Source organism: Allobosea sp. P2_A10 (assembly GCF_056405115.1).
In genome coordinates, this window is sequence record NZ_JBFUCS010000018.1 from 24,478 (window position 1) to 43,725 (window position 19,248).

Annotated in this window: 15 protein-coding genes; 3 read left to right on the top strand and 12 right to left on the bottom strand. The window is 66.7% G+C overall.

Annotated features, from left to right (window positions below; genetic code table 11):
• Nucleotides 1-95 precede the first annotated feature (95 nt).
• A complete protein-coding gene (locus AC1DZY_RS21465) occupies nucleotides 96-1,022 on the top strand; it encodes a DMT family transporter (protein WP_476822190.1) in 927 nt (308 codons plus the stop codon).
• 3 nt (nucleotides 1,023-1,025) lie between these two features.
• On the opposite strand, the gene AC1DZY_RS21470 is transcribed toward AC1DZY_RS21465, so the two are convergent.
• From AC1DZY_RS21470 to AC1DZY_RS21490, 5 genes are all read right to left on the bottom strand, one after another.
• The gene (locus tag AC1DZY_RS21470) at nucleotides 1,026-3,359 is read right to left on the bottom strand and encodes a molybdopterin guanine dinucleotide-containing S/N-oxide reductase (RefSeq protein WP_476822191.1); all 2,334 of its coding nucleotides are present in this window, start codon (nucleotides 3,357-3,359) and stop codon (nucleotides 1,026-1,028) included.
• Nucleotides 3,360-4,679: 1,320 nt separating this feature from the next.
• Complete coding sequence (locus AC1DZY_RS21475; protein WP_476822192.1) at nucleotides 4,680-5,384, bottom strand: hypothetical protein; 705 nt, start codon at nucleotides 5,382-5,384, stop codon at nucleotides 4,680-4,682.
• A 130-nt stretch (nucleotides 5,385-5,514) separates the two neighbouring features.
• Nucleotides 5,515-8,748: an efflux RND transporter permease subunit gene (locus AC1DZY_RS21480; protein WP_476822193.1), complete on the bottom strand. Its 3,234-nt coding sequence runs from the start codon at nucleotides 8,746-8,748 to the stop codon at nucleotides 5,515-5,517.
• A 20-nt stretch (nucleotides 8,749-8,768) separates the two neighbouring features.
• On the bottom strand, nucleotides 8,769-10,007 hold the full coding sequence (locus AC1DZY_RS21485) for an efflux RND transporter periplasmic adaptor subunit (RefSeq protein WP_476822194.1): 1,239 nt from the start codon (nucleotides 10,005-10,007) through the stop codon (nucleotides 8,769-8,771).
• Nucleotides 10,004-10,678 carry a TetR/AcrR family transcriptional regulator gene (locus tag AC1DZY_RS21490; RefSeq protein WP_476822195.1) on the bottom strand — a complete coding sequence of 225 codons (675 nt, stop codon included), beginning with the start codon at nucleotides 10,676-10,678 and terminating at the stop codon, nucleotides 10,004-10,006. The genes AC1DZY_RS21485 and AC1DZY_RS21490 overlap by 4 nt, the downstream gene beginning before the upstream one ends.
• Before the next feature lie 224 nt (nucleotides 10,679-10,902).
• Here AC1DZY_RS21490 and AC1DZY_RS21495 point away from each other — a divergent pair, with 224 nt between their 5' ends.
• Together AC1DZY_RS21495 and AC1DZY_RS21500 are read left to right on the top strand one after the other, a co-directional pair.
• Complete coding sequence (locus AC1DZY_RS21495; RefSeq protein ID WP_476822196.1) at nucleotides 10,903-11,700, top strand: glutamine amidotransferase; 798 nt, start codon at nucleotides 10,903-10,905, stop codon at nucleotides 11,698-11,700.
• Nucleotides 11,701-11,724: 24 nt separating this feature from the next.
• Nucleotides 11,725-12,996: an NAD(P)/FAD-dependent oxidoreductase gene (locus AC1DZY_RS21500; RefSeq protein ID WP_476822197.1), complete on the top strand. Its 1,272-nt coding sequence runs from the start codon at nucleotides 11,725-11,727 to the stop codon at nucleotides 12,994-12,996.
• A 150-nt stretch (nucleotides 12,997-13,146) separates the two neighbouring features.
• Here AC1DZY_RS21500 and AC1DZY_RS21505 read toward each other — a convergent pair whose 3' ends face one another.
• From AC1DZY_RS21505 to AC1DZY_RS21535, 7 genes are all read right to left on the bottom strand, one after another.
• Entirely contained in the window at nucleotides 13,147-13,929 is a 783-nt protein-coding gene (locus tag AC1DZY_RS21505; RefSeq protein ID WP_476822198.1) for a succinate dehydrogenase iron-sulfur subunit, read from the bottom strand.
• Nucleotides 13,930-13,931: 2 nt separating this feature from the next.
• A complete protein-coding gene (locus tag AC1DZY_RS21510; RefSeq protein WP_476822199.1) occupies nucleotides 13,932-14,231 on the bottom strand; it encodes a virulence factor in 300 nt (99 codons plus the stop codon).
• Nucleotides 14,232-14,292: 61 nt separating this feature from the next.
• Nucleotides 14,293-16,125 (bottom strand): succinate dehydrogenase flavoprotein subunit, encoded by a 1,833-nt coding sequence (sdhA, locus tag AC1DZY_RS21515; protein ID WP_476822200.1) that lies wholly within the window; start codon nucleotides 16,123-16,125, stop codon nucleotides 14,293-14,295.
• Between the two features lie 5 nt (nucleotides 16,126-16,130).
• A complete protein-coding gene (gene sdhD, locus AC1DZY_RS21520) occupies nucleotides 16,131-16,523 on the bottom strand; it encodes a succinate dehydrogenase, hydrophobic membrane anchor protein (protein ID WP_476822201.1) in 393 nt (130 codons plus the stop codon).
• A gap of 13 nt (nucleotides 16,524-16,536) precedes the next feature.
• Entirely contained in the window at nucleotides 16,537-16,953 is a 417-nt protein-coding gene (sdhC, locus tag AC1DZY_RS21525; protein WP_476822202.1) for a succinate dehydrogenase, cytochrome b556 subunit, read from the bottom strand.
• Nucleotides 16,954-17,094: 141 nt separating this feature from the next.
• Nucleotides 17,095-18,159 carry a MaoC family dehydratase gene (locus tag AC1DZY_RS21530; RefSeq protein WP_476822203.1) on the bottom strand — a complete coding sequence of 355 codons (1,065 nt, stop codon included), beginning with the start codon at nucleotides 18,157-18,159 and terminating at the stop codon, nucleotides 17,095-17,097.
• Between the two features lie 133 nt (nucleotides 18,160-18,292).
• Entirely contained in the window at nucleotides 18,293-19,246 is a 954-nt protein-coding gene (locus AC1DZY_RS21535) for a threonine/serine dehydratase (RefSeq protein WP_476822204.1), read from the bottom strand.
• Nucleotides 19,247-19,248 lie beyond the last annotated feature (2 nt).

The following is a 19,248-nucleotide window of genomic DNA, read 5'->3' on the forward strand; positions in this document are numbered from 1 at the left end:
CCAGATGACGCATGAGCCTCCCCGTCATCCCGGACGCATCGAAGCGGAGATCCGGGATGACGGGGAGGTTCGGTCGCCAGAATCGGAAAGCGCTCATGACCACCGCCGACCTCGCCAGCCCTTCCGCCATGCGCCGCCCCGCCGCGCCGGCGCTCACCATGTTCGTGGCCCTGCTTGCGGGCGCGACCTGCATCGGCTTTTCCGGCGTGTTCATGCGCATGGCCGATGTCGGCCCGGCGGCTGCCGGATTCTGGCGGATGGCCTTCGCGCTGCCGGCCCTTGGTCTTTGGACCGCGCTGGAGCAGCGCAAGGCGGTCGCGGGCGCGGTGCGTCCCGGCGCGCTCTGGCCGATCGCGCTTGCGGGGCTCGCCTTCTCCATCGACGTGACGCTCTACAACGCGTCGCTTGCGACAACCTCGATCGCCAATGCCTCGCTGCTCGGCAATCTCTCGCCGGTCGCGGTCGTGCTCGGCGGCTGGCTGATGTTCGGCGAGCGGCCGACGCGGCGTATTCTGGGCGCGCTGGCGCTGGCGCTCGGCGGCGCCATGATGCTCGTCCTGCCGAAATTCGCGGGCGCCCCTGCTGCTGGCGCCGCGCCCTCGGGCCTGCTCGGCGACAGTCTCGCCGTCTGCGCCGCCATCGCCTATGCCGGCTATATCCTCGCCGTCCGCCGCGCTCGCGACTCGGCCGATGCGGGTCGGATCAGCCTGATCTCGAGTGCGCTCTGCGCCGCCTTCTGCCTCGCCGCGGCGTCGCTGCTTGGCGAGACCGTCATTCCGGGGAGCCTCACCGGCTGGCTCGCGGTCATTGCGCTCGGTCTGGTCTCGCATGCGCTCGGGCAGGGCCTGATCACGCTCTCGCTCGGCCATTACGGCGCCAGCGCCGCCTCGCTGGTGATGGTCTGGCCGGCGCTGGTCAGCGTGCTCGCCGCCTGGGCCATCTTCGGCGAGCAGCCGGGACCGGCGCAGGCTTTCGGCGGCGTCGCAATTCTCGCCGCCGTCCTGCTGGTGCGGCGCGGCTGACGCTCACGAAGCCCGCAGCACCGGCGGCTCATAGGCCTGGATCGGCGGCAGGTTGCCGTCGAAGCGCTCGACCTGAACTGTCGTCAACTGCCCGGTACAACCCTGCGCCAGCGCCGACGTGCCGACATCCCGCGTCAGGACGTTGGGGTTGCCGTGCACGCAAAGCGGCTTGTCCTCGGTCGGGTCGGCGGGATCGTACCAGGCGCCCGTCGGCAACTGGACCACGCCCTGCCGGATGCCATCGGTGACGCGGACGCCCGCCAGGCAGGCTCCACGCTGGTTCGAGATGCGAATGATGTCGCCGTCCCTGATCCCGCGTGCGCCGGCATCGTCTGGATGCATCCGTGCGACCTCGCGGCCGCGATGCTTGGCGTCGCTGCTGTGACCGCCGAAATCGAACTGGCTGTGCAGCCGCGTGCGCGGCTGATTGGCGACGAGCACGAAGGGCGAGGCGGCGTCGGGCACATTGGTCGCGCCGAGCCAGGTCGGGTGGCCCGGGCAATCCGCCTCGCCGAAGCTCGCGATCGTCTGCGAGTGGATTTCGAGCCTGCCGCTCGGGGTCGGCAGCGGGTTGGCCGCCGGGTCGGCGCGAAAGGCCCGCAGGCGGCCGCCATCATCGTCCTGCTGCGGCAGTTCGTAGCCCTCGCTCGTCCAGAACGCGTTGAAGGACGGCGCGGGCAGGCCCTTCCGCGCCAGCGCCGTGCGCGTCGGCTCGTAGAGATGCTCCAGCCATTGCCGGACGGACCGGCCCTCGGTGAAGGCTTCCGCCGTGCCCATGCGCTCGGCGAGCCCGGCGAAGATCGCATAATCGTCGCGCGCCTCGCCATAGGGCGCGACCGCCGGATGCATCGGCACCAGCAGTGGGTCGTTGGCGTTGCCGCCGATATCCTCGCGCTCCAGCGTCATCGTGCAGGGCAGCACGATGTCGGCGTGGCGGGCCGTCGCCGTCCAGGCGAGTTCGTGCACCACCAGCGTATCGACCCGCGCAAAGGCCTGCCGCAGCCGGTTCAGATCCTGATGATGGTGGAACGGGTTGCCGCCGGCCCAGTAGACCAGCCTGATCTCTGGATAGGTCCGGGTCTGTCCGTTGTAGCGATAATCAGCGCCCGGATTCAGCAGCATGTCGGAGATGCGCGCGACGGGGATGAAATCGGAGACGCCGTTGCGCCCCTGCGAAAAGGTCGGCATCGGCACGGCGTTGTAGCGCCGCCCGTAATAGGCGATGGCGCCGAGCCCATAGCCGTAGCCGCCGCCAGGCAAACCGATCTGGCCGAGCGCTGCCGCCAGCACCAGGCCCATCCAGACCGGCTGCTCGCCATGCTCGGCGCGTTGCAGCGCATGCGCGACGACGACGAGCGCGCGCTTGCCGTGAAGCCTTCGGGCCAGTTTTTCGATCTCGCCTGCCGCAACGCCGCTGATGGCTGAAGCCCAGGCCGCGTCCTTGGGCTGGCCGTCGGTTTCGCCCAGCAGATAGCGCTCGAACACCGGCCAGCCTTCGGTATAGCGCGCGAGAAAATCGCGATCGTGCAGCCCGTTGACGACGAGGGTGTGGACGAGGCCCATCATCAGCGCCGCATCGGCGCCGGGGATGCTGGACAGCCATTCGGCCCCGGCCTCGTCGGGCAAGTCGCCGCGCAGCGGCGAGACCAGCACGAACTCGCAGCCGCGCGCTTTGGCCCGGTCCATCGCGCCGCGCTCGACATGCCGGCTGGTGCCGCCGCCGGCGACCATCGCGTTCTTCAGCGCCATGCCCCCGAAAGCGATGACGATCTCGCTGTGATCGGCGACCTGCTCCCAGGAGACGTTCCGCTTCACCAGATCCTCGTAATCGCCGATGATATGCGGCACGAGGACGGAGGACGCGCCCGAGGAGTAGCTGTTGACCGACCGGACATAGCCGCCGGTCGAGGTGTTGAGGAAACGGTGGATCTGGCTCTGCGCATGGTGGAAGCGCCCGGCGCTGGCCCAGCCATAGGAGCCGCCGAAGATCGCGCCCGGCCCGAAATCGTCGCGCACGCGCCTGAGTTCCGCCGCGAGCAGATCGAGCACCACATTCCACGACATCGGCACATAGTCGTCGCGTCCGCGCCTGTCGTCGGGCCCCGGCCCGCGCTCCAGCCAGCCCCTCCGCACCATCGGCTGCGCGATCCGGGCGCGATGGCGCAAGGCCGAGGGAAAGTTCTGGATGATGCCATTGGGATCGGGATCGCCGGGATGAGGCTTCACCTCGAGCTCGCCATCCTTCATCCGCGCCGAGAACACGCCCCAATGCGAGGTGTGCGGCCGGAAGGGCTCTTCGGGTGCGATGTCGGGCTTGGCTGTGGTCGGGATCGTCATCGCAGGGCTTCCGGCTGCCGGGGAGAGGCAGCAGCCTAGGACATCCTTGCGGCGAGAACGAGAGCCGCGACACAGCTGCGAGTGCGCCGGGCGGCGGCATGATCCCGGCATCGGGCGCGCACGCCAAAGCCCCGCCCGCAGATTTTGCGGCGGCCGGTGAGGGGCGAGCGGAGCGCCGCGAGGCGCGTATTGCTATCAGTCCGCAACCGTTAAGCCAGGTCGCGGCGCGGAGGGATTGAGCCACCCTCCGCACGCCCCGTGGCGCTCCGCCCGTCGGCGATTTCGGACTCCGGGCCGCGCTTATACCGGATCGGGCGATACCGGACCTTTTCGCCTGTCGGACGCCAGTTCCCCTCAGCGGGTTGTCGCGTCCTCGAGGTTTTGTCCGGCGACAGGTTGCCGTCTCCGTTCCAGCGAGCTCCTCGCGCAGGGACCGTAGTGTCCCCAGGGCGGTGCCCCGAAGCCTCCCGGGAGTGGATCGTGACTCCACCCGCAGGCGCCGCCCCCAACCCCACCAACGGCACACCTCCGGATGGCTGCCCCTCGGGGATGAGGTGGCGGCATCATGACGCCATGCGCAAGCACCGGGGATAAGGTTTCCACTTGCACGTCCGTCATGGTCGGCCTTGCGCTGACCATCCACGCCTGGCGGCGGTCATGCTAGGCGCGAGACATTCCGCCCCTTGCCCGATGCGCCAGCGTCACAAGACGTGGATGGTCGCCACAAGGGCGACCATGACGAAAGGGCTGGAGCCTCGACGCCTCTTCCCTTCTGCCGCAAGGGGAGAAGGGCTCGCGCCCTCCCGCCGCGCATCGGAAGCCCGACGCGGAACCCTCTCCCGGAGGGAGAGGGCAGGGTGAGGGGTCGGACGTTGTCCGCATAGGCGAGACTTCGTCGCTGCGTGCGGGCTGGTTTGCGTTTCGCTGGTTGATGGGTCGTCACCTCACCCCTGCCCCTCTCCTTACAGGAGAGGGGTTCTTCCAGCGCCTCTCCGTCATGGTCGGCCTTGTGCCGACCATCCACGCCTGGCGGCGGTCATGCTAGGCGCGAGACCTCCCACCTCTTGCCCGGACGCACCCGTGCCAAGACGTGGATGCTCGCCACAAGGGCGAGCATGACGGGAGAGGCCTTCAATCGAGGTGCGGCCCGAAGGCCAGAACCGCGCGATGTCCGGAAACCCCCAACCCGRCTGCATGCAACACCTCGTCTTCGACTTATCGACGTTGGCACGCAGGCGCGAAGCCTGCTCCACATGCTCACTTTCTCTCGCGGACGCCGAGATAACCCGCAGCTGGAGCCGATAGAGCGTTTGGGAAGTATTATTGACCGATTACCAGTGCTTGCATCGGATCACGTGGATGGATCAATATCACACGGTCGAACATCCGATTATCTATAAATTCAACAATAGATAGACGCTCCGCTATGTTAAGGTCAGGTCCGATATAGTCAGGGAGGAGCAGCCACCAATGATCATATCGATTTCGATACGGCCTGATTTTAGCAGACTTCTCTATAATACAAATATTTAAGTTTCTGATAATTTCTGCAGCAACAAAGCCACCTGCATCTTGGTCCGAATATCCCCCAAGCATGAGCAAGTTTTCGACAGGAATACTCGCGGGCTGAATATCAATTCTGAAGCCTCGGGTCAGCTGGATCCTCGCGCCGCTTGGTGGTTGCGCGTCACAGAACGCTTGGAGACAAATGGGCAGTTCCCGTTTGATGGCCCTCCGATCCAGAGGCCTATGAAATCCAAAAGAAACCCACCAGCCTCTTCCATTGGGAGCTAATCCAAATTTAGGCAGCAAGTTCTCTACAAAACGGAGCAATGGTGCTTCGAGTTGCTCCAACCCTTCGTAGCAATCGGAAGTGCCATGGTTCTGATTGAGGCGGCGAACTTCAACAGCGACGTTACCTTTCAGAGCAAAGTCCGGCGGCACGTTGCCGTCAGGCTCGAATACGACAGGTCCTAGATCGAGGGTATCCAGATAGCGTTTAGCAAGTGCTTCTGAGTGATCCATCGATTGAAAAACGAGCCGCTTAATTCCGAGTGCGAAGGATAGCGAAGACTAAGGAAACCGCAGATGCGAAGCACATCAAGCTTGATTGCCGAAAATCGACGCAGGGTATCAAGCCTTCTTATATCGCCCCTCACTCCGCCGCCAGTCTCGGCGGCGGGAGCTTCGTCATTGCCCTTGCGCTGGCTTCGCCCGGCGTGCCGTGCGGCGTCGCGTGTTCGCCCATCGCCTCCCACTGGCTCTCGTCCTCGGGCTTGCTGAAGAAGCGGCCGAAGACCCAGCTCACGAGGCGCTGGAGGTCGTCCATCACCGCGTAGAAGGACGGCACGAAGACGAGCGAGAGCACGGTCGAGACCAAGAGGCCGCCGATCACCGCGATCGCCATCGGGGCGCGGAACTCGCCGCCGTCGCCGACGCCGTAGGCGGAGGGCAGCATGCCCGCCGCCATCGCGATCGTCGTCATCACGATCGGGCGGGCGCGCTTGCGGCCGGCTTCGAGCAGCGCGGTGCGGCGGTCCTTGCCGCGCGCCATCTCCTCGACCGCGAAATCGACCAGCATGATCGCGTTCTTGGTAACGATGCCCATCAGCATGAGCAGGCCGATATAGACCGGCATCGAGACCGGCTTGTCGGTGGCGAGCAGCGCGATCACGACGCCGCCGAAGGAGAGCGGCAGCGAGAGCAGGATCGTGATCGGCTGGAAGACCGAGCCGAACAGCAGGATCAGCACCGTGAAGACGAGCATCAGCCCGGTCGCCATCGCCGTGATGAAGCCCTGCACGACCTCGCCCTGGATCTCGGCGTCGCCGGTGGCGGCGATGCGCACGCCGTCGGGCAGGCCGACCTCGCGGACGATCTGGTTGAAGGTCTCCTGCGCGGTGCCGAGCTCGAAGCCGCGCTTCAGGTCGGCGCCGATCGCGGCGCGGCGGACGCGGTCATAGCGGTCGATCGAGCTCGGCCCCTCGCCGAAGCCGATCTCGGCGACCGCCGTCAGCGGGATCGAGACGCCGTTGGTGTTGGTGACGCGCAAGGCCGCGATGTTGCGGATGTCGGCGCGGGCGGCCTCGTCGAGCTGGACGCGGATCGGCACCAGCCGGTCGCCGGCGTTGAATTTTGCGAGGTTGGCGCCGACATCGCCGATGGTGGCGACGCGGACGGCCTCCGAGATTGCCTCGGGCGTGACGCCGAGATTGGCGGCCTGTTCGAGCTTGGGCGTGACGCGCAGCTCCGGCCGGCTGAGCGAGCCGGAGGTCGCGACGTTGAGATAGCCGTCGACCTTGCGCATCCGGCTCTCGATGCGCGCCACCGCCTCGTCCAGCGCCGCCCCGTCCTTCGACAGGATCGAGAAGGCCATTTCGCGCTCGCCGCGCTCGTTGACATACCAGGCGCGGGTGTCCGCCACGCCGGCGAGTTTCCGGGCGATGACGACCTTGAGGTCCTTCTGGCGCGCCTTGCGCTCCGCCTTCGGCAGCAGCTTGATCGTCACGGCGGCGCGGCGGACCTCGCGCTGGCCGGTCGGCGAGGAGCCGCCGAGCACGAAGACCTGCGTTACCTCGGGGATTTCGCGTAAGCGGTCGACGACCTGGTCGGTGGCGACGCGGGTGTCCTCCAGCGTCGAGCCCGGCGGCAGTTCGACCGAGGCCACGACACGCGAGGTGTCCTCGTCGGGAATGAAGCCGGTCGGCAGCAGCGCGGTGGCCTTGATCGACATGAACAGGAAGCCGAAGCCGACCAGCAGCGTGACATAGGCCATGTTGAGCGGCAGCCTGCGCCAGCGCCCGCTGCCGTCCAGGCGCGGCAGCAGCGGAATGCGCAAAGTCGCCAGCGTGCCCCGGAGCAGGCCGACATAGCTGCCCATGACGAGGCCGTCCCTGGGGTCGGCATGCTTCACCGGCTTCATCAGATAGGCCGCCATCATCGGCGTGATCAGCCGCGCGACCAGAAGCGAGAACAGCACGGCGACCGCGACGGTGAGGCCGAACTGACGGAAATACTGCCCGGCGACGCCGCCCATGAACGAGACCGGCGCGAAGATCGCCACGATCGTCAGCGTGATCGCGATGACCGCGAGCCCGATCTCGTCGGCCGCCTCCATCGCGGCGCGATAGGGCGACTTGCCCATGCGCATGTGCCGGACGATGTTCTCGATCTCGACGATGGCGTCGTCGACCAGGATGCCGGTGACCAGCGTGATGCCGAGCAGGCTGACGAGGTTGAGCGAGAAGCCCATCAGCTCCATCGCCCAGAAGGTCGGGATGGCCGAGAGGGGCAGGGCGATCGCCGTGATCAGCGTCGCCCGCCAGTTCTTCAGGAACAGGAAGACGACGAGCACGGCCAGCGCCGCGCCCTCGATCAGCGTCTCCATCGCGGCCTTGTAGTTGCCGTAGGTGTAGGCGACGGCGTCGTCGATCGGCTTCAGGACGATGTCGGGATAGCGCTTGTTGAGCTCGGCGATACGGGCGGCGACGACATCCTTGACCGAAAGCTCGCTCGAACCCTTCGAGCGGAATACGGCGAAGGAGACGACCGGCCGCTTGTCGAGACGGCCGAAGGAGCGCGGCTCGGAATTCGAATCCTCGACACGGCCGAGCTCCTTGAGGCGCACCTCGCGCCCGCCGGTCAGCGTGATCTTGGTTTCGGCAAGCTCCGCCACCGTGCGCGCGCCGGCGAGCGTCCGGATCGCCTGCTCCTGGCCGCCGACCTCGCCGCGCCCGCCGGCGAGATCGACATTGGTGGCGCGAATCTGGCGGTTGACCTCGCCGGCCGTGGTGCCCAGCGCCAGCAGCCGGTCGGGGTCGAGCGAAATGCGGATCTCGCGGTCGACGCCGCCGAAGCGGTCGATCCGGCCGACGCCCTTCAGCCCCTGCAATTCGCGCGCAACGACATCGTCGACATGCCAGGAGAGCTGCTCCAGCGTCATCCCCGCCGAGGACGCGCCAAAAGTCATGATCGACTGGCCCTCGACATCGATGCGCTGGATGATCGGCTCGTCGATGGTGCGCGGCAGGTCCGCCCTGACCTTGGCTATGGCGTCCTTGACGTCGTTGACGGCACGGTCGGTGTTGGTTTCGAGCCGGAACTCGATCACCGTCACCGAAGAGCCGTCGGTCAGGGTCGACAGCACATGCTTGACGCCGGTGATGTTGGCGACGGCGTCCTCGACGCGCTTGGAGACCTGGCTTTCGAGTTCGGCAGGCGCCGCGCCCGACTGGGTCACCGTCACCGAGACCAGCGGCACGTCGATATTGGGGAAGCGCGTCACCGGCAGCTTCGAGAAGGACAGCAGCCCGAGCACGCAGAGCACGACGAAGAGCAGGATCGCGGGAACCGGCTTGCGGATCGACCAGGCGGAGAAGTTGATGTTCACGGGGATTGCGCTCCTGCCCGTCAGTTCGTCGCGACCGGCGTGATCACGTCGCCGTCGCGCACGAAGGTGCCGGCGCGCGCCACCACCGTTTCGCCCTCAGCGAGGCCGGACGCGATCTCGGCGCGGCCGTCGCCGACGAGCCCGAGCGTGACCTTCTTCGTCGTCACCTTGCCCTCGCTGACGCTCTGCACCGTCGCGCCGGTGCGGGCGTAGGTGATCGCCGAGAGCGGCAGCGTGACGGCGGTCTTGCGACCGGTCTCGATGACGCCACGCGCGAACGAGCCGATCGCGATCGGCGGATTGCCCTTGAGCGAGACCCGCAGCCTGCCGAGCCGCGAGGCCTTGTCGACTTCGGGCGCGATCAGGCGGATCGTGCCTTCGAGCGGCGTCGTCGCGCCGGCGGGCAGAACCGCGACGCCCTGCCCGACCCTGAGGCCCGGCAACTCGACCTCGGCGACATCGGCCTGAAGCTCGATCGCGCCATCGGCGATGATGCGAAACAGCGGGTCGACGGCCGCCATCGCGACCATCGCGCCCTGCCGCGCATAGCGCTTGCTGACGATGCCGGCGGCCGGCGCCCTGATCTGCGTGCGGCCGAGCTTGACCTCAATGTCGCGCCCCTGCGCTTTCGCCAGCTGGAGATCGGCGGTCGAGATCGCCAGCGCCTGCCGCGACGAGTTCAGCTTGGCTTCGGCCGCGCGCGCGGCGGCGTCGCGCTGGTCATAAGTCTCGTTGGAGACGTTGCCGCTGCTGCGCAGCGCCTTGGTGCGGTCGAAATTATTGTTGGCGGCGACGAGATTGGCCTGCGCCTCGACGATCTGGGCGTTGGACTGCGCGATTCCCGCCTCGGCGCGGGCGATCTGCGCGTCGTTCTGGGTCTTCTGCACCTCGAGCGTCACCCGCGAGAGCCGCGCCAGCACCTGGCCGGCGGTGACCTTGTCGCCCTCCTCGGCCAGCAGTTCGACCACCTGCACCCCGTCGATTTCGGGCGAGACCAGAACCTCGTCGCGCGCGATCATCGAGCCGGAGACGACGACGCTCTGGACGATCTCGGTCACCTTCGCGGTGGTCACGGTGACGGAGGGGCCGGCGCTCGCCGCAGCCGGAGCAGGCGCGGTCGTCTGCGCGACCAGCGGCGCAACCGAAGCGGCCAGCGCCAGCAGCGAGATGCCGGCAAGACGCGAGACGGAGAGATTACGAGACATCGGGCGGGCCTTCATGGCGAAAACGGATTGAGAAGCAACGGGGTTCGTGGTCATGGCCGCGCCTCGTCCGGCGCGGGCAGCCGCAGCACCTGGGCCAGCCCGCGCATGGCGGCAAAAAGCGTCTCGGCCGCCATCGCGGCATCAAAGGCAGGGTCCATGGCGCGCCGGCAGAAGAAGCCGTCGGCCATCATGAAGATCGCCTGCAGGAAGCGCGCATCGTCGAGATCGGCAGGCAATTCGCCGCTGGCCTTGGCTCCGGCGATCGCCGCCGCGAGCCCGCCGATCACGGTGCCGTCGATCGCGGCGCACATGCTCGCCATCTGCGGATTGCGCGCGGCCTCGGCCCAGATCTGCAGGGCGATGATCGCCTTCTCGCGCGGCTCGTCGACGAGATGGCGGCGGCCAAGTGCGTCGAGCTGGTCGAGCAGCTTGCCCTTGGCCGGATCGAGGCTTGCGAAATCGGCGGCGATCATGGTGCGGTCGCGCTCGGCCATGCCGGCGATGATGGCGTCCTTGGAAGCGAAGTAACGGTAGAGATTGCCAGGGCTCATCCCGGCTTCGACGGCGACATCGTTCATCGTCGCGGCATGGAAGCCGGCGCGCGCGAAGACGCGTTCGGCCGCATCGAGAATGCGGGTCTGGCGCTGCGAGGGAGCGCTGTCTGGCGCCAAAGCGACGAGATGGGGCGGCAAAGGAGAAGTCCAGTAATGAGAATGAACGTTCATTCTCATGCGGGAATTCCGTCGCCGAGTCAAGAACACGATTGTCTCGGCGTGTTTCCGGAAGGCCCGCCGTCGCCGAGAAAGCCGCGAAACGAGGCTCGGCCATGCGTTTTCATGGCGCATAAATTGCTTGCTAGGTTCCTGATGGGACTGCATTCTCGGCCGATGATGCGGCGCTTCGTCCGTCCCGGACAGTGCAGCTTCGGCAAACGGTCTTGACGCCTGCGATGAACGACCAGTCATTCCGCTTCCCCGCCCGCCGAAAGGCGCGTTCCGCCGCCGCGCCCCGCATCCCGAATCCCCCGCTCAAGCCCGTCCTGATCGTGCTCCATCAGGAGCATTCGACGCCGGGTCGCGTCGGCCGGCTGCTGCAGGCGCGCGGGCATGCGCTCGACATCCGCAAACCGCGCTATGGCGAACCGCTGCCGGTAACGATGCGCGAGCATGCCGGCGCAGTGATCTTCGGCGGCCCGATGGGCGCCAACGACCCCGACGATTTCGTCAAGACCGAGACCGACTGGATCGGCACCTGCCTGAAGGAGGACGCGCCCTTCCTCGGCATCTGTCTGGGCGCGCAGATGATGGCGAAGCATCTTGGCGCGCGGGTCTATACCCATGGCGAGGGCCGCGCCGAGGTTGGCTACTACAAGCTCGACCAGACTGAAGCCGGCGTGAACCATGCGGCGGAAGCCGGCTTCGCCTGGCCCGGGACCGTCTATCAATGGCACCGCGACGGCTTCGACTGCCCCGAAGGGGCCGAATGCCTCGCCACCGGCGGCGATTTCCCGGTGCAGGCGATCCGGGCGGAATCGCGCTGCTACGGCATCCAGTTCCATCCGGAGGTAACGCCGGCGATGATGTGCCGCTGGGGCGTTCGCGGCCATGAGCGCACGCTGATGCCCGGCGCGCAGCTGCGCCACATGCATCTTGACGGCTGGTACCAGTACGACCCGGCGATACGCGCCTGGCTCGACGGTTTCCTCGACCATTGGCTGAAGGTCCCGGCCGAGCCCGCTTTGGCGTGAGTCGCAGCGCTGTTTGAAGTGAATATGGCGTTGGCCGAAAAACCGGTTCCCATTTCTTCGCGCCATGCTCTCGTTCTCGGCGCCGGCATGGTCGGCGTCTCCTGCGCGCTCGCGCTGCGGAAGCGCGGGCTCACCGTGACGCTGCTCGACCGGCGCGAGCCCGGCCACGAGACCTCCTACGGCAATGCCGGCGTGCTGGCGCGCTCCTCGATCGTGCCGCTCAACAACCCCTCGCTGTGGAAGAGCCTGCCGGCCTATCTCGGCAATCGCAGCCCGGCCCTGCATCTCGATCTACGCCGCCTGCTCGCGACGCCGCTCTGGCTGCTGCGGTTCCTGCTGGAGGCGCGGCCCGGCCGGCTCGCGGCGCGCGTCGCCGCGCTGGATTCGCTGACCTCGCAGACTGTGCCGATGCATCGCGCGCTGATGGCGGAGGCGGGCATCAGCCATCGTCTGCGCGAGACCGGCACGCTGAAGCTGTGGCGGACGGAAGCCGGACACGCATCGGCCAAAGCCGAGCATGATTTCCTCAGCCGGCACGGTATCGCCTCGGAGCTCCTCGACCGGCAGGCGATCTCCGGCCTCGAACCGCATCTGAAGCCGATTTTCCCGGCGGGTTTGCTGATCCCGTCGAACGCTTCGGTCGATTCGCCCGGCGCGGTCGTCGCAGCCTATGCCGCGCTGTTTGAAAGCCGTGGCGGCACGATCATGCGAGCGCAGATCGAGGGCCTGTCGCGCCATGGCGAGGGCTGGCGCGCGCAGACCTCAGTCGGCCCTGTCGATGCCGATCTCGCCATCGTTGCGCTCGGCCCCTGGAGCGCCGACCTGCTGCGCCCTCTCGGCCTCAAGCCCCCACTCGATGTCGAGCGCGGCTATCACCGCCATTTGCGGCCCGAAATTGGAGCCAGCCTGTCGCGCCCGGTCTACGACGCCGACGCCGCCTATTTCATGGCGCCGATGGAGCAGGGCTTTCGCATCACCAGCGGCGTCGATCTCAGTCCGCGCGATGCGCCCGACAACCACCGCCAGATCGATGCGGTAACGATGAGCGCCCGCGAGGCTTTCCCGCTCGGCGACGTCGTGGACGAGCCGACCTGGCGCGGCGCGCGGCCGACGCTGCCGGATTCGCTGCCGATGATCGGAGAGGCCCCGCGCCATCCCGGCCTGTGGCTCGCCTTCGGCAACCATCATATCGGCTTCTCGACCGGGCCGATCACGGGCGAGATCCTGGCGGCGCTGATCTGCGGCGAGACGCCGCCGGTCGACCCGAAGCCGTTCTCGCCGGGGCGATATCTGTAGCGTCGCCAATCAGGCCGTCATTCCGGGCGCAGCGAAGCGGAGACCCGGAATCCATCGTAGGACTCGGCCGTTCTCGATGATGGATTCCGGATCGGCGCGGCTTCGCCGCTTGTCCGGAATGACGGCGCGTTTAGGTCCGCGATGCGGCCTTCACACCTGCCGCGTCACCATCATCTTCTTGACCTCGGCGATCGCCTTGGCCGGGTTCAGCCCCTTCGGGCAGGCGTTGGCGCAGTTCATGATCGTGTGGCAGCGATACAGCCGGAACGGGTCCTCGAGATTGTCGAGCCGCTCGCCGGTCGATTCATCGCGCGAATCGATCAGCCAGCGATAGGCCTGCAGCAGCGCGGCCGGGCCGAGATAACGGTCGCCGTTCCACCAGTAGCTCGGGCAGGAGGTCGAGCAGCAGGCGCAGAGGATGCACTCATAGAGGCCGTCGAGCTTCTCGCGGTCGTCCTTGGCCTGCGACCATTCCTTCTCGGGCGAGGGCGTCGTCGTCTTGAGCCAGGGCTCGATCGACGCATGCTGGGCGTAGAAATTGGTCAGGTCGGGGACGAGGTCCTTGATCACCGGCATGTGCGGCAGCGGGTAGATCGCGACTTTTCCCTTCGCGCCGCACTCGTCGATGCCGGTGGTGCAGGCCAGCCCGTTCTTGCCGTCCATGTTCATGGCGCAGGAGCCGCAGATGCCCTCGCGGCAGGAGCGGCGGAAGGTCAGCGTCGGGTCGATCTTCGACTTGATCCAGATCAGCGCATCCAGAACCATCGGCCCGCAATCCTCGCGGTCGACGAAATAGGTGTCTGTACGCGGATTTTCACCGGTGTCGGGGTTCCAGCGATAGACCTTGAACTCGGTCAGCTTGGCCCCGGCGGGCTTGGGCCAGGCCTTGCCTTCGACGAGGCGGGAGTTTTGGGGGAGGTTGAATTCAGCCATTACTATTCGTCGTCCTCGTCGGCGAGAGCGCTCATAAGATCGTTATTTTCCTCGATCCTGAGCATGCGGATGTCGCGAACCGAGGGCGTGAACCAAGAATACTTCTTTGCCAGTCTCTGAACGACCGTCACGCAGCGCACTGCATCGACCGTATCGTCGCCAAAATAGGTACTGCCTTGCTTCCACTCGAAACCTCGTGACGTCAGATAGCCACGAACATCGGTGTAAGCGTTGCGCCAAGACTGGTTTGGATAGAGCTGTTCAAGCGTCTGAGTATCGAAATCGAAAACGATCGCGTACATTCGCCCTCCGCCCCTTCTATTGTGCCCAATCGTTGCGAGAGGCCGCATCGGCCCATCCCCCTCAATACACCCGCGCCTTGGGCTTGATGTACTCGATGTCGTTCGAGAGCGTGTAGGTGTGCACCGGGCGATCATCCAGCGTCACCGTGCGCTTCTCGTCATCGACCCAGGCGAGCGTGTGCTTCATCCAGTCCTTGTCGTCGCGGTTGGGGTAGTCCTCGCGGGCGTGGGCGCCGCGGCTTTCGGGGCGGTTGAGGCCTGAATCCATCGTCACCACGGCCTGGGTGATCAAATTGTCGAATTCGAGCGTCTCGATCAGGTCGGAATTCCAGATCAGCGAGCGGTCGGTGGTCTTGATGTCCTCGATGCCGGCCCAGACCTCGTGGATCTGCTTGTGGCCCTCTTCGAGCGTCTCGCCGGTGCGGTAGACCGCGCAGTTGTCCTGCATCGTCTTCTGCATGCGCCCGCGCAATTCGGCCGTCGCCGTGTTGCCCGACGCGTTGCGGAACCTGTCGAGGCGCGTCAACGCCAGGTCGGCCGAGGTCTTCGGCAGTTCGGGCTGCTTCTCGCCCGGCGTCACGATCTCGGCGCAGCGCAGGCCGGCCGCGCGGCCAAAGACCACGAGGTCGATCAGCGAGTTCGAGCCGAGGCGGTTGGCGCCATGCACGGAGACGCAGGCCGCCTCGCCGATCGCCATCAGGCCGGGCACCACCGTGTCGGCATTGCCGTCGACCTTGGTCAGGACCTCGCCGTGGAAGTTCGTCGGGATGCCGCCCATGTTGTAATGCACCGTCGGCAGCACCGGGATCGGCTCGCGGGTCACGTCGACGCCGGCAAAAATCTTGGCGCTCTCCGAGATGCCCGGCAGGCGCTCATGCAGTATCTTCGGGTCGAGATGGTCGAGATGCAGGTAGATGTGGTCCTTGTTCTTGCCGACGCCGCGCCCGCCCCGGATCTCCATCGTCATCGAGCGTGAGACGACGTCGCGCGAGGCGAGGTCCTTGGCTGAGGGCGCATAGCGCTCCATGAAGCGCTCGCCTTCCGAATTCGTCAGATAGCCGCCTTCGCCGCGCGCGCCCTCGGTGATCAGGCAGCCCGCGCCATAGATGCCGGTCGGGTGGAACTGCACGAACTCCATGTCCTGCAGCGGCAGACCGGCGCGCAGCACCATGGCGTTGCCGTCGCCGGTGCAGGTATGGGCCGAGGTCGCGGAGAAGTAGGCGCGGCCATAGCCGCCGGTCGCCATGATCGCCATCTTCGAACGGAAGCGGTGCAGCGTGCCGTCGTCGAGCTTGAGCGCGATCACGCCCCGGCAGGCGCCGTCCTCGTCCATGATCAGGTCGATGGCGAAGTACTCGATGAAGAACTCCGTGTTGTAGCGCAGCGCCTGGCCATAGAGCGTGTGCAGCATGGCATGGCCGGTGCGGTCGGCGGCCGCGCAGGTGCGCTGGGCCGGCGGCCCCTCGCCAAATTCGGTGGTCATGCCGCCGAACGGCCTCTGGTAGATCTTGCCGGCCTCGGTGCGCGAGAACGGCACGCCCCAGTGCTCGAGCTCGTAGACGGCGGCGGGCGCATTGCGCACGAGGTATTCGATCGCATCCTGGTCGCCGAGCCAGTCCGACCCCTTGACGGTGTCATACATGTGCCACTGCCAGGTGTCCTTGCCCATATTGCCGAGCGAAGCGGCGACACCGCCCTGCGCCGCGACCGTATGGGAGCGCGTCGGAAACACTTTTGTGATGCAGGCGGTCTTCAGGCCGGCCTGAGAGCAGCCGACGGTGGCGCGAAGGCCGGCCCCGCCCGCGCCGACGACGACGACGTCGAAGGTGTGGTCGGTGATCTGGTAGGCCTGCCCGGTATAGGCCGCCGTCGAACGGTTCCTGGTGATCGCCATTGAGATCAGCCTCCGAAAGAGAGCTTCAGCAGCGCGAAGACGCAGGCCGCGCCGACCGCGATCGCAAAGAAGGTGTTGGCCATCACGGCGGCGATCTTGAGGCCCTCGCCATGGATGTAGTCCTCGATGACGACCTGCATGCCCAATCGCATGTGCACCAGACCAGATACGGTGAAGAGCAGCATCAGGATCGCCACCAGCGGGTGCGACAGAGTGGCCATCGCAGTGGCGTAGGGCTTGCCGAAGAGCGAAATCACCAGCCCGAGGAAGATGACCGTCAGGATGACATTGGCCACGGCGGTGACGCGCTGGAGCCAGAAATGCCCGGTGCCCGATTTGGCCGAGCCGAGGCCGCGAACGCGACCCAGAGGTGTGCGCATGGAGGAGTTGGACGACATCGGTCTTGCCTCCTCAGCGGGCTGTGTAGGCGACGATCCAGACGAGCAGGGTGAGCCCGCCCGAAACGATGCCGCTGTATTTCGCAAGGTTCATCCGCGTCTGCGGATCGTAGCCATGGCCCATGTCCCAGACGAAATGCCTGAGACCTCCGACCATGTGATGCAGCAGCGCGAAGGTGTAACCGAACAGGACGAGACGCCCGAGGATCGAGCCGGCGACGGCCTGTGCCGTGGCGAAGGCTGCGGGCCCCGACGCCGCGGCGACCAGCCAGAAGGCGATCAGGAGCGTGCCGGCATAGAGCGCGCAGCCGGTGACGCGATGGGCGATCGACATCGCCATCGTCCAGGACCAGCGGTAGATCTGGAGATGCGGCGAAAGCGGGCGCGCCGCCTGTTTGACCTCGGCCAAATGATCTCTCCGCTCGCTCATCAGGGCCTGAAAGCCGGCCCGCCATCCATTTGGGATCGTTCTAGAGTGACTGGCTCTGTAGCGAAACCGGCACGTTGCTGCAATGCGATGGGATGTTGACTGGTTACAGATTTCAGAATGTGTAACTTTTCCTCGACCGGTTCACCGCGGCAGCAGCGCCCAGTAGTCGAAATCGAGGATGACGCCGTCGTCGTAATGGTCACCGTCATGCTTGAACGGGAACTCGCCGCAGGGCCGGTTCTTGGTCGCGACGAGGCGCAGCCGCAGCGCACCGACATCAGCGCGGCCCGGCAGTTCGGCCACTTCCAGCACCTCGCTCCAGGCAAAAACGGTGTCGCCGGCGAAAAGCGGCGAGACATGCCGGCCGCCATTGATCGCCGCGATGTGGAAGGCGTTGCCGAGGCCGTTGAAGGACAGCGCCCGCGCCAGGCTGATGACGTGCCCGCCATAGATCAGGCGCTTGCCGAAGCGGGTCTCGCGGGCGGAATAGGCGTCGAAATGCACCTTGGCGGTGTTCTGGTAGAGCCGCGTCACGATCTGGTGTTCGGCCTCCTCGACCGTGACGCCGTCGACATGGTCGATGCGCTCGCCCTTGGCATAATCGTGCCAGCGGAAGGGCGAGCCGGCCAGCGAATCGTCATAGAACGCGGTTGCCAGAGACGGGCAGCCCTCGCCGAGTTCTTCGGGCATCACGGCCGCCGGCAGCTCCGGCACCTGCTCGGCATGGGCGGCGGTGCCCGGCTGGCGCTTGCGCACCAGCACCCAGCGCGCATAGCTCAGCACGATCTCGGCGCGCTGGTTGCGGCCGATCGAACGGACATAGACGATGCCGGCGTCGCCCGCCGAGGTCTGCTTCAGACCGATCACCTCGGATGTGGTCGCCAGCGTGTCGCCCGGAAAGACCGGCCTCAGAAAGCGGCCATCGGCATAGCCGAGATTGGCGACCGCGTTCAGCGAGATGTCGGGCACGGTCTTGCCGAAGACGATGTGGAAGACCAGCAGATCGTCGACCGGCGCGGCTGGATAGCCGATCGCCCTGGCGAAGGCGTCCGAGGATTGAACGGCGAAACGCGGCCCGTATGAGGCGGTGTAGAGCGAGACGTCGCCGGCCGTGACCGTGCGCGGCGTCGCATGCACGATGGTCTCGCCGAGGCGGAAATCCTCGAAGAAGCGGCCGGGATTGGTTTTGGGCGCGGGTTCTGACATCGGCTCACACTCGGCTTGCACGCGGAGAGTGTGCGCAGCCACGGGGCAAGGCGTCCAGTGCCAACGCCTCTCGTCGCGGAAAGCCAAGGCGCAGGGAACCCTCTCCCTCCCGGAGAGGGATTGTTCCAGCGCCTTATCCGACCAGCGTGGCGAGCTTCCCAAGATCGACATTCGCGCCGCAGACCAGCACGCCCAGCCGCTCGCCGGGCGCCGGCTTGTAGGCCCCGCAGAGCAGCGCTCCCAGCGCCGCCGCCCCGCCCGGCTCGACCGCAAGCCGGAAATCGCGCCAGAGCACGCCTTGCGCCTGCGTGATCGCGGCGTCCGGCACCAGCGCGACATGGTCGACGGTGTCCTTGCAGACCGCGTGGACCAGCGGCCCGACATTGCGCGCGCCCAGCGAATCGGCCGCGACCGAGGCGACCTTGACCTCGACCGGCCCGTTGGCCTCCAGCGCCGCCTGCAGGGCGCGCGAGCCTTCCGGCTCGACGCCGACGACCTTGACCTTCGTGCCGGCAAACCAGGCCGCGATCCCCGAGATCAGCCCACCACCGCCGACCGCGACGAGCACGGTGTCGAGATCGGGCTCCTGCAAATCCCATTCGCGCCCGAGCGTGCCCTGGCCAGCGATGGTTTCCCTCGCCGCGAAGGGGTGGATTTTCAGCGCGCCTGTGTCCGCGACGAAGGCGTCGCAGGCGGCCTGGGCGTCGTCATATTGCGCGCCGCCAATGCGGACATCCGCGCCGAAGCGGCGGATCGCCTCGATCTTGGCGGCCGGCGAAATCTCCGGCACGAAGATCGTCGCCTTGACGCCGCGCTCCCGGGCCGCATAGGCGACCGCGGCACCGTGATTGCCGCCGGACGCGGCGGCGACGCCAGATGCGGGGACAGGCAGCGAAAGCAGGTTGTTGAAGGCGCCGCGCGTCTTGAACGAGCCGGCATGCTGTAAGGCTTCGAGCTTCAGCGAGATGTCTGCAGACGAGCCGAAGGCGCCCGTGCCCAGCCGCATCACCGGGGTGATGCGGGCGTGGCCGACGATGCGCGCGGCGGCGGCCTCGATCATCTCGCGCGGGACGGGGCGGTCGGTCATGG